This window comes from Gordonia sp. CPCC 206044 (genome assembly GCF_048537895.1).
In the GTDB taxonomy this organism is placed as follows: domain Bacteria; phylum Actinomycetota; class Actinomycetes; order Mycobacteriales; family Mycobacteriaceae; genus Gordonia.
The window spans coordinates 70756-82205 of the sequence record NZ_JBCLVL010000022.1 but is presented as its reverse complement, the minus strand read 5'-3'; the positions used below and the strand labels follow the sequence as shown (position 1 = coordinate 82205).

Sequence of the window (11450 nt, the reverse complement as noted above, 5' to 3'; positions counted from 1 at the left end):
GCCGTCACTGGCGCTCGCCACACCGCGGCGAACACCTGACCTCATTCTCACAGTCTCGATACGCAACGGCCTCGCTGCGCTCGGACGTCACTACTCGACCATCAGCGATAGACCCGACCACACACGCCAACGCAACCACCCCACCAACAGCAGAGACCAGACCACGCGCTGCGCTCGGACGTCGCTACTCGACCATCAGCGATAGACCCGGCCACGCGCTCCTCACGGCGATCACGCCCGGGACGGTCACCACGCCCGATCCAGGTCCGCGTGTCGACGGATCCACGCGTGCATCGTGATCCCTGCCGCCACACCGGCATTGATACTTCGGGTGGAGCCGAACTGCGCGATCGACACCGTGAGGTCGGCATGCGCCTGGGCGTCGGCGCTAACGCCGGGACCTTCCTGACCGAACAGCAGCACACAGTCGCGGGGCAGGTCGGCGATCTCGAGCGGTACCGATCCCGGCGTGTTGTCGACGGCCACCACGGCAAGCCCCTCGGTACGGGCCCAGCCGATGAGGTCGGCAACCGAATCGTGGTGCATCAGATGCTGATATCGGTCGGTGACCATGGCGCCCCGGCGATTCCACCGCCGCCGCCCGACGATGTGCACCGCGGCAGCGGCGAACGCGTTCGCGGTGCGCACCACCGTGCCGATGTTCGCATCGTGGGCGAAGTTCTCGATCGCCACATGGAACGGATGTCGACGCGTATCGATGTCCGCCACGATCGCCTCACGGCGCCAATAACGGTAGGCGTCCACCACATTTCGCCTGTCGCCCTCGGCGAGCAGGTCCGGGTCGAGGCGCGGATCGTCGGGCGGCGGTTCGTCGTGCTCGTCGCTCCACGGACCCACACCGACCGGGGCGCCTGCCTGCCATTCGGTGGGGCCGGCCGCAGATTCGTCGGACGCAGAGTCGTCGGGTGTCGGGCCCGACGAATCGTCCGGTCCGGAGGGATGCACGCCTCAGGCCAGTCCGAGGTCACCGAGGCCGAGCAGCGACCGGTACGGCACCCCGAGCGCGCCGATCACCTCGTCAGCGCCGGTCGCACGATCGACCACGGTGGCCACGCCGACGACGGTCGCGCCGGCTTCACGCGCGGCCTCCACGGCAGCCGACGGCGAAGCGCCGGTCGTCGACGTGTCCTCGACGACGAGCACGTTACGACCAGCGACATCAGGGCCTTCGATGCGGCGTTGCATGCCATAGGTCTTGGCGGACTTGCGGACGACGAACGTATCGATGTCGCGACCCGGCGCATGCATGATCGAGGTGGCCACCGGGTCGGCACCCAGGGTGAGGCCGCCGACCGATGTGTAGTCCCAGTCGGCGGTGAGTTCACGCATCAGGCTGCCGATCAGCCGCGAGGCCTCGTGGTGAAGGGTCGCGCGACGCAGATCCACGTAGTAGTCGGCTTCCTTGCCGGACGACAGCGTCACCCGACCGTGGACCACGGCGAGCTCGGTGACCAAGGCGGCCAGTCGGGCGCGGCCATCGACGTCGACGGTGGGGGGCACGGAGGCTGACGAGGTCATGTCACGGCTCATTTCGCAGGAGAGTTCGTGCAGGGCGGTTCCGGTGCGGACGGCCGTCGATCATCCCTTGCGGTGACGGTTCGGACGATCCGACGGCGACGCATTCTTCGGGGGCATATCGTACTGGCGCGCGGTGCGACCGGTCGCCGGTGGTGGGGTCGGTTCGTCGCCGCGCTCACGTGGGCCGCCCTGCGGCGGGGTGGGGCGACGCACCGGCATGGGCTGCATCCGGCGGCCGGTGGTGGGTGGCGCCGACCGCGGCCCGTCGGTGGCACTCCACGCGCGGGTGGGCGGCTGCACCGACTGTTCGTCCTCGACGCGGGCCTTGGCCTGCTCGGCCGCCGCGATGCGGGCGCGACGCTCGTCGTCGCGCATGTGATCGGTCTTCTCGTCCGCCAATTCCGCACGGATCGGGCCGTGCGGGTCGCGGGGGTCCGGCGCATCCTGTGGGTCGACGGCGGGGGGCAGGACCCGCAACAGATCCGCGAACCGACGAACCACCTCGAGACCGGTGTCGAGGTGGTCGTCGTCGGTGGTCAGGGGCATCGATCCGAGCACCCATCGGCCCTCGTTCCACAACACCTCGAGGTATGCCGGAGCGGTGTTGGCCAATGTCACCATCCGCCGATCACAGACTCGGCGGGCGACGTCGAGGTTGTTGGAGAACATCACACGCGGGCCCATCGCACCGAGCAACTCGACGTCTTCTTCGGCGGGTGCCAGGACATCCTCGTGACGCAGGTCCACCACCACCGACGACGGGGTCGAACGTCGCATGGCGATCACGGTCGCGGTCTCGGTCAGGTCGAACACCACGGCCTCGACGCCCCGGTAATGGCCGAACGCCACATCCTGAACGTTGGCCCGGTCCGGAGCGTTCATGGTGGCGCGGTGGAAGATCTTGCGCAGCTTGGTGTCCGATTCACGGAACGTGAACTCGTGTTTGTCGCCCCAGACGGCACGCTGATGCCGCGCAACGCTCGAGCGCTGACGATCCAGCCACAACAGGGCCGCAGCACCGGCGAGTGCGAACACGGCGATCACGAAATACACGATGGTCATCGCGGTACAGCCTACTATTGCCGGTCGGTCATCCGGCGGACACGACATAACCTCGTTGCTTGTCGACCACGTTGCCGAGCACCTCGACGGCCGGCGTCGAGTCCCGCCGCAGGTAGCGCTGCAGGTTGTCGAGGAATCCCGCGGCCAGTACGTCGCGCCACCCCACCGCGTCACCACTCATGTGCGGCGAGACGGCGACGTTGTCCATCGCCCACAGCGGACTGTCCGGGTCCAAGGGTTCGTCGGTGAACACGTCGAGCGACGCGGCACCGATCGCACCGGTGCGCAATGCGTCGATCAACGCCGCCTCGTCGACGAGCTGTCCGCGTCCGACATTGATCAGATGGGCGTCGGTCCGCATGGCGGCCAGGACGTCGGCGTCGATCATCCGCTCGGTCTGCGTGGTCAGCGGGGCGATCGCGATCACGTTGTCGAAATCGCCGGCGACATCAGCGAGACGGGCGGTCTCCAGGACGACACCGAAATCCGGATCGTCGGCGCGGGCGACGCGCCCCGCCCCGGTCACCGTGATACCCACGGCACCGAGCAGACGTGCGATCGAGCGACCGATCCCACCGGTGCCGATCACCAGCGCCGACGTCCCCTCCGTGCGGGTGGTCTCCCGGTGCCGCCACAGCTTCTCCCGCTGCAGGGCCTTGGACACGTGTAATTGCTTGTCGCGCGCCAGGATCGATGCGAGGACGAACTCGGCGATCGGCCGGTCGAACACCCCGTGCGCGTTGGTCACCACGATCGACGATGCGCGCAGATCGTCGAACAGGAGCGTGTCGACACCGGCCGCGCACACGTGCACCCATCGCAGCGCCTGGGTCGGGTGGCCCCAATTGTCTTTCAGCGCACCGGAAAAGAAGTCCCACAGCATGAGGATCTCGGCACCGTCGAGAGCGCTCACCAGCGTGTCGGCGGTGCAGTGTCTCACCTCGGCGAGTTCCGCGATCTCATCGAGGTTCACCGGGTCGGGGACGCCGGGGGCCCCGAGGATTGCGACGATCGGTCGGTGCGTGGCCACGCTCCCACCGTAACCAGATCCGACCGATCACCGCAGCGCTCCCACGACGATTCGGCGCGCCGGTCAGATACCGACACACACGCTGACAGCGCCGCGGCCGTCGTCACACGTGCTCGGGAATCTCCTCCGGACGGTAGCCGGGCAGACGTCCCGCGGGGATGATGGCGGTGGCGCTCAACGCGGCCAGGATCAGCAGACCGTATTTCAGGGTGCGCAGGCGGACGTCCTCGTTGAGGGCGACAGCCTCGTCGATCTGCTCGGGGGTCGCATCGGTCCGTGCGAGCACCGCGCGTAGGTCGTCGTTGCTGGTGAAGTCGACGTTGTCCAGATTCACCTGTGCCACCAGCGATTCCGGCAGTTGCGGGTGATCGGCCACCTCACGCCCGACGCTCAGTCCGAGAATTGCCACCAGCAGCGCGCCCATGACGGCCGTGCCGACGGCCGAGGCGAGGTTCTGCGTGGTGCCCCGGACCGAGCCCACGTCGCCGGCCAGCGTCTTGGGCGCCGAGGTGACCAGCACGTTGAACACCAGGGTCACCAGCGCACCTTGACCGATGCCGAACACGATGAGCCCCAGAATGGTCGGCAAGGTTTCCCAGTTGTTGGTGACCACGAACGACAACCAGACGAGCGCGACGGTGGTGAGGCAGAACGAGAAGACACCGATCGCGCGCGGGCTGTAGCGCTTGTACAGCTTCACGACCAGCATCGCGGTGACGAACACCGTGAGGTTGAAGGGCATCATCGCCAATGCGGTGTCGAACGGCGTTCGGCCCTGGACGATCTGGGTGTACAGCGGCACGGTGAAGTTCAGCGCCGCCTCCATGCTGACGATGATGAACATCGCGTAGACGGCGGCCCGCTCACGAGAACTCCGCAGCACCGACAGGTCGACCAGCGGCACGAGCCCGTTCGCCATGCGACGACGTGTCCACATGAAGAACCCCTGGCCGAGCAGGATGCCGATCACGATCATCAGCGGCGCGGGCGACAGCCCGCCGACGTCGAACGGGGCTGCCGAGTCGGCGAAGAAGACGCCCCAGTTGTTGAGATTGTTGAAGCCCAGCGTGAGCAACACGACGCCGACACCGATGAGCACTGCGGCGACCACGTCGATCTCGACGCTCTTGTCCGGCGCGATCGGCGTCAACGTGAAGCTGAACGCGAAAATCAGGACGGCCAACACCAGCACGATCACGAACACCGGCCGCCACCCGACGAGTGTGCCGAGCGCGCCGCCGATGAAGAAGGCGCTCATCCCGGAGACGGCACGCGCCGAACCGAGCGATCCGACCGCAGTCGCCTGCTGTTCACCGTGATAGTTCGCGGCGATCAACGCGACGAGAGATGGCACGATGATGGCGGCCGACGCCCCGGCGAGCGCCTGCCCCACGATTGCCCAGGTCACGTTCGGCGAGATGATCATGAGCAGAGCCGATACCGCGAACACGGCGACGACCACCCGGAACAACAGCACCCAGCCGATCCGCTGGCCCAGTTTGGCGCCGACCATCACCAGTGCGGCGACGACCAACCCGTAGACGACGATCGTCGTGCTCGCGACCGTGGCCGCGACGTCGAAGTCCTCCACCATGCCGCCCAGCGACACCGGCAGCGCCGCCACGTTGAACGACATCATCACCTGCGCGAGGAACAACCCGACCATGGGCAGCCAAGACGTTCGCTGGACTTCGGGCGTCTCGGCGGACGAGATCGTCATCGAGTGATGCTCCTACTGATCGTGACGGACATTCCTGCCCACGACGGGCCAGTGTCATTCAACCCCGAGCATCGCCACTGGGCTCGGCAGCACGACCGGCGACATCGAATGTCACATTGTTGACAATCCGACGATCTGGCGTCACCGTGTACCCATGACCGTCACCGCCGAGAGCACCTGGACCCAGCAGACCGCGACCCTGAGCCCGGCACTCAAACAGGCCACGCCCGTCGTCGTTGACCATGCGCTCGGCTCGTGGATACATGGCACCGACGGCAACGACTACCTCGACTTCACCACCGGAATCGGCGTGACCAGCACCGGTCACTGCCATCCGCGGGTCGTGGCCGCCGCACAGGACCAGTGCGCCAAGATCATCCACGCGCAGTACACGACCGTCATGCATCCGCCGTTGCTGGAACTGACCGAGAAGCTCGGGCACGTCCTGCCCCTCGGTCTCGACTCGGTCTTCTACGCGAACTCCGGCTCCGAAGCGGTCGAAGCCGCGATTCGGTTGGCGCGGATGGCGACCGCGCGGCCGAACATCGTGGTCTTCCAGGGCGGTTTCCACGGCCGGACGGTTGCCGCGGCCAGCCTCACGACCGCGGGAACCAAGTTCTCGGCCGGTTTCTCCCCGCTGATGGCCGGGGTGCACATGTCGCCGTTCCCGTATGCCTATCGCTACGGCTGGGACACCGACACCGCCGTCGACTTCGCTCTCCGCGAGCTCGACTACCTGCTGCAATCACGTGTCGCTCCCAACGACACCGCCGCCTTCCTCATCGAGCCGGTGCTCGGCGACGGCGGCTACCTGCCCACTCCGCCGCGATTCCTGCAGGGCCTGCGGGAACGCGCCGACCGCCACGGTGTCGTCCTGATCCTCGACGAGGTGCAGGCAGGCTTCGGCCGCACCGGTAAGTTCTGGGGACACCAGCACGCCGCCGGGGTGACACCCGACATCCTCATCACCGCCAAGGGGTTGGCATCGGGCTTTCCCATCTCGGCCATCGCCGCACCCACCGAGCTGATGAGCAAGGCGTGGCCGGGCTCGCAGGGCGGCACATACGGCGGCAACGCAGTGGCCGCGGCCGCCGCGGTCGCGACGATCGACGTCATCCATGACGAGAACCTGGTCGACAACGCGCGCATCCGCGGTGACCAGATGCTGGACGGGTTGCGGGAGATCGCCCCACGGTTCGGTGGGATCGGCGATGTCCGTGGGCTCGGCCTGATGGCCGGCATCGAGTTCGTCGCCGACACCGACGACGGCACCCGTGTGCCCGACGCCGCGGCCGCTGCCGCGGTGCAACAGGCCACCACCCGGCACGGCCTGCTCACGCTCACCTGCGGTCCGGCAGGCAACGTCGTGCGTCTCATCCCGGCCCTCGTGGTGACCGAAGACGAGATCGCGATGGGTCTCGACCGTTTCGCAGCTGCCCTGACGGAGGTCTTCTCAGGCGATACGCTCGGGCAGAGATGACACGTGTTGCCCAGGACCTCGACATCACCGGAGATCTCGATGCTCTCGGTATCGAGGTCGATGTCTCGTCGCGTCGTCTCGCCGAATACTCCTACGACGCCTCCAACTACCGCATCCGTCCACTCGCGGTGGTGTTTCCACACGATGCCGACGAGGTCGCGCGCATCGCGACCTACTGCCACACACGTCACATCCCGCTGATCGCCCGCGGCGGCGGCACCTCGATGGGCGGCAACGCGATCGGCGCCGGTGTCGTCATCGACCTGTCCCGGCACATGACCCGAGTGCTCGACGTGGATGCGGAGACCGCCACCGCGACCGCGGAAACCGGGATCGTGCTGACCACCCTGGCGGCCGAGGCCCGGGCTGCGACCGACGGACGATTCACCTTTGCCCCCGATCCGTCGTCGGCGTCGCGGGCCACACTCGGTGGCGCCATCGGCAACGATGCGTGCGGGAATCACTCGGTGCGCCATGGCCGTACGACCGATCACGTCATCGAACTCGATCTGGTCACCGCCGACGGCCACGCGCTCACCGCGACACGGGAGGGCATCCGCGCCACGCGCGAGGGCGATATCGGTGCGGCCGCCCGAGCCGCGGCGCTGACCGAGAACCTGCGTGATCTCACCGCACGACACCTCGGGCCGTTTCGTACCGACCTCGAGACGATTCCCCGCCAGGTATCCGGTTACCATCTCGCGAAATTGTTGCCGGAGAACGGCTTCGACGTGGCGCGTGCATTGGTGGGCAGTGAGGGCACCTGCGCTGTCGTCGTCGGCGCCCGGGTACGACTGGTTCCGACGCCCACCTCGTCACTGCTGCTGTGCGTTGCGTATCCGACCGTGATCGACGCGGCACGCGACGTGCCGGCGATCCTGCCGTACACGCCGTCGGCGGTGGAGGGCATCGACCGTAAGATCGTCGCGACGATGGCGGCCCGCCGTGGCCGCGACACCATCGCGTCGCTGCCCGGGGTGAGCGACCCCGACTGCACCGGATGGCTGTTCATCGACCTCGACGAGCACAGCGCGACCACCCGTTCGGAGACCGATGTCGCGGCGACCGCGAAACTCCTCCTCGACGAATTGCGCTCCCGGGGCCGGATGATCGCGGGGACAACGGTTCCCGACCCGGTTGCCCGCAAGACCCTGTGGCGGATCCGTGAGGACGGCGCGGGTCTCTCGTCACGGCTCGCCGACCCCGACGACGAGACCATCGGCTCCGGCTACGAATCCTGGCCGGGCTGGGAGGACGCGGCGGTGGCCCCCGAGCGCCTCGCCGACTACCTCGACGACTTCACCACCCTGCTGGACCGCCACGGGCTGACCGGGGTGATGTACGGACACTTCGGCGCAGGCTGCATGCACGTGCGCATCACCTTCGATCTGCGCTCCGCCGAGGGCCGCGCGACGATGGACCGGTTCTGCACGGATGCAGCGCAACTCGTCGTCGACCACGGGGGATCGCTGTCCGGTGAACACGGCGACGGGCGCGCCCGCTCGGCGCTGCTGCCGATCATGTACTCGCCCACCATGCTCGCCGCCTTCGCGGAGTTCAAACGGATCTGGGATCCGCAGGGCACCCTCAATCCGGGCTCTATCGTCGACCCACCTCCGATCACCGCCGACCTCGCACTCGCCGACGTCCCGAACCGTCGGTGGCTGACCATGTTCGCCGACAGCAACCACAATCCCGCCGACAGCAACCCGAATCCCACCGACGGCAACCACAATTCGGTCGACAGCAACCAGTCGGGCGTCGACCCCTTCGTGCACGCCGTCCAGGCATGCATCGGTGTCGGCCGTTGCCGCGCCACTTCGGGCGGGGTGATGTGTCCCAGCTATCGCGCCACCCGCGACGAGAAGGATTCGACCCGAGGTCGTGCCCGCGTCCTGCAGGACATGGTGCGCACCGCTCCCGACATCGAGACCGGTTGGCGTTCCGACGATGTCGCCGAGGCACTCGACCTGTGTCTGTCCTGCAAGGCGTGCTCCACCGACTGCCCGACCGGCGTGGACATGGCAACCTACAAATCCGAGTTCCTCCACCATCACTACCAGGGTCGACGACGCCCGCTCTCGCACTATTCGTTGGGCTGGATGCCCGCGTGGCTCGGCGCGGCGGGCTCCCTGGCGCCGCTGATCAACGCATCCCTCGACAGCCCGCTGCGCGGTGTCGCGGCACGCCTCGGCGGTCTCGATCCGCGTCGCAGCATGCCTCGCTTCGCCACCCGACGCGAGCGCCGACGACACCTGCGTTCGTTGCCGCCGGTCACCGACACCACCGACACCATCTTGTTCGTGGATTCGTTCACCCGCGGGTTCCGTCCACAGGTCGCCGCGGCGACCGCCACGGTCCTCGGCGCCACGGGTGACTCCGTCGGGTGCGCCGACGACAACTGCTGCGCCCTCACCTGGATCTCCACCGGTCAGCTCGACCATGCCCGAAAAGTCCTGTCCCGCACGGCACAGAATCTCGACGACGGCACCGAGCGACCCATCGTGGTCCCCGAGCCGAGTTGCGCCGCAGCCCTGCGCAAGGACATGCCCGAACTCCTCGGCGACGAGGCTGCCCGACGCGTCGCGGCTCGGGTCCACAGCTTTGCCGACCACCTCCCCCACCTCATCGAGTCCGGTTGGCGCCCCGCTGGGCTCCCCGGCTCCGTCACCCTGCAGACCCACTGCCACGAGTACGCGGTGTTCGGCGCCCGCACCGGGGCTGCCGCCCTGGAGTCCCTCGGTGTCGAGGTGCACACCGCGGACGGGTGCTGTGGCGTCGCGGGGAACTTCGGTTTCGAGCAGGGGCATTTCGAGGTGAGCGTGGCCGTCGCCGAACAATCCCTCGCGCCCGCACTCCACGCGGCACCCGACCGTCCGGTCGTCACCGACGGGTTCAGTTGCGCGATGTCGGTGGCACATCTGTCGGCCACCTCGCTCGGGATCACTTCGACGGGACAGCATCTGGCCGAGCTGCTCACCCGTGCGCCGACCTCGCCCGACCGCGCCCAGCCACCGCCGACGGCAACCGCGAATCCGCCGACAGCAACCTCGAAATCACCGACAGCAACGCCGCCGCAGGGAGGACACCGACCATGACCGCCACCATCCCGTCCACCACCGCCGAGATCATCGGACGCGTGCCCACCGACTTGTTCATCGACGGCCGCTGGGTACCCGCCGCATCCGGCGCCACCTTCGCGGTGGACAACCCCGCGACCGAAGAAACCCTCACCCACGTCGCCGACGGTGACGCCACCGATGCTCGCCGGGCCTTGCAGACAGCGGTCGACCACCAGGCCGCCTGGGCCGCCACCTCACCGCGATCGCGCAGCGAGATCCTCTACCGTGCTTACCAACTCATCATCGATCGGACCGACGAGATCGCGGCCGTGATGACCGCCGAGATGGGCAAACCGCTACCCGAGGCCCGCGGTGAGGTCGCCTACGGCGCCGAGTTCTTCCGCTGGTTCGCCGAGGAGGCCGTGCGGATCGGCGGCGACCACACGATCACCGGGGACGGCGCCAACCGCATCGTCGTCACCCGGCAACCGGTGGGACCGTGCATCCTCGTCACTCCGTGGAACTTCCCCCTGGCGATGGGGACCCGCAAGATCGGTCCCGCGATCGCGGCCGGATGCACGATGGTGTTCAAACCGGCCGAGCTGACGCCACTCACCGCCCTACTTCTCACCGACATCCTGCGCGAGGCAGGCCTTCCCGACGGCGTCCTCAACGTCGTCACGACGTCGGACCCGGGCACCGTGGTCGGCGAGTGGATGACCTCGGGCCGCGCCCGCAAGGTCAGTTTCACCGGCTCCACCGAGGTCGGCAAGCTGCTGCTCGGGCAGGCTGCCGGCAGCGTCATGCGCACCTCGATGGAGCTGGGCGGCAACGCACCGTTCATCGTCTGCGCCGACGCCGACGTCGACCGAGCCGTCGACGGCATCATGGTCGCCAAGATGCGCAACATGGGGCAGGCGTGTACGGCCGCCAACCGGATCTTCGTGCACCGCAGCGTCATCGACGACTTCACCGACGAGCTCGCGGCACGTATGACCGGGCTCGTGGTCGGTGACGGCAGCGCCGACGGCACGCAGGTGGGGCCGCTCGTCGAGGCGAAGGCCGCCGACAAGGTCGCCGGACTGGTCGACGACGCCGTCGGACACGGCGCCCGGATCGTCTGCGGCGGTCGACGTCCCGCCGGAGCCGGACACTTCTACCCGCCCACGGTGCTCACCGACGTCCACCCGGGTGCCGAGTTGATGCACACCGAGATCTTCGGCCCGGTCGCCGCGATCATCCCCTTCGGCGGGCCCGATTCCGACGGGCTCGACGAGGCGATCGCCCTGGCCAACGACACCCCATGGGGGCTGGTCGGATACGCCTACACCCAGGATCTCGACCGTGCGGATCGGCTGTCCACCGAGTTGCAGGTGGGCATGGTCGGTATCAACACCGGCCTGGTGTCCAACCCGGCCGCACCGTTCGGCGGTGTCAAGGAGTCCGGGCTGGGACGTGAGGGCGGCCGCCTGGGTATCGAGGAGTTCCTCGACGTCAAATACGTTGCCCGCCCCATCCGAACCAGCTGAACCCAGACCTGGACCCACGACCGACAGG

8 protein-coding genes are annotated in these 11450 nt (G+C 68.0%); 3 read left to right on the top strand and 5 right to left on the bottom strand.

Annotated elements, in window-relative coordinates:
* Window positions 1-246: 246 nt before the first annotated feature.
* The 5 genes from AAFP35_RS24830 to AAFP35_RS24810 form a co-directional block, all read right to left on the bottom strand.
* Window positions 247-858 (bottom strand): TrmH family RNA methyltransferase, encoded by a 612-nt coding sequence (locus AAFP35_RS24830; protein WP_419224353.1) that lies wholly within the window; start codon window positions 856-858, stop codon window positions 247-249.
* Between the two features lie 111 nt (window positions 859-969).
* Window positions 970-1539 carry an orotate phosphoribosyltransferase gene (pyrE, locus tag AAFP35_RS24825; RefSeq protein WP_419224350.1) on the bottom strand — a complete coding sequence of 190 codons (570 nt, stop codon included), beginning with the start codon at window positions 1537-1539 and terminating at the stop codon, window positions 970-972.
* Window positions 1540-1599: 60 nt separating this feature from the next.
* Entirely contained in the window at window positions 1600-2601 is a 1002-nt protein-coding gene (locus AAFP35_RS24820; protein ID WP_419224349.1) for a hypothetical protein, read from the bottom strand.
* A gap of 28 nt (window positions 2602-2629) precedes the next feature.
* Window positions 2630-3631 carry a D-2-hydroxyacid dehydrogenase gene (locus AAFP35_RS24815; protein WP_419224348.1) on the bottom strand — a complete coding sequence of 334 codons (1002 nt, stop codon included), beginning with the start codon at window positions 3629-3631 and terminating at the stop codon, window positions 2630-2632.
* 103 nt (window positions 3632-3734) lie between these two features.
* A complete protein-coding gene (locus AAFP35_RS24810; RefSeq protein WP_419224347.1) occupies window positions 3735-5351 on the bottom strand; it encodes an MFS transporter in 1617 nt (538 codons plus the stop codon).
* A gap of 154 nt (window positions 5352-5505) precedes the next feature.
* Here AAFP35_RS24810 and AAFP35_RS24805 point away from each other — a divergent pair, with 154 nt between their 5' ends.
* Genes AAFP35_RS24805 through AAFP35_RS24795 form a run of 3 tightly spaced genes read left to right on the top strand, consistent with a single transcriptional unit; the run spans window position 5506 to window position 11422 of the window.
* Window positions 5506-6831 carry an aspartate aminotransferase family protein gene (locus tag AAFP35_RS24805; RefSeq protein ID WP_419224346.1) on the top strand — a complete coding sequence of 442 codons (1326 nt, stop codon included), beginning with the start codon at window positions 5506-5508 and terminating at the stop codon, window positions 6829-6831.
* The gene (locus tag AAFP35_RS24800) at window positions 6828-9929 is read left to right on the top strand and encodes an FAD-binding and (Fe-S)-binding domain-containing protein (RefSeq protein WP_419224345.1); all 3102 of its coding nucleotides are present in this window, start codon (window positions 6828-6830) and stop codon (window positions 9927-9929) included. The genes AAFP35_RS24805 and AAFP35_RS24800 overlap by 4 nt, the downstream gene beginning before the upstream one ends.
* Window positions 9926-11422: an NAD-dependent succinate-semialdehyde dehydrogenase gene (locus AAFP35_RS24795; protein WP_419224344.1), complete on the top strand. Its 1497-nt coding sequence runs from the start codon at window positions 9926-9928 to the stop codon at window positions 11420-11422. The genes AAFP35_RS24800 and AAFP35_RS24795 overlap by 4 nt, the downstream gene beginning before the upstream one ends.
* The last annotated feature ends 28 nt before the right edge of the window (window positions 11423-11450 follow it).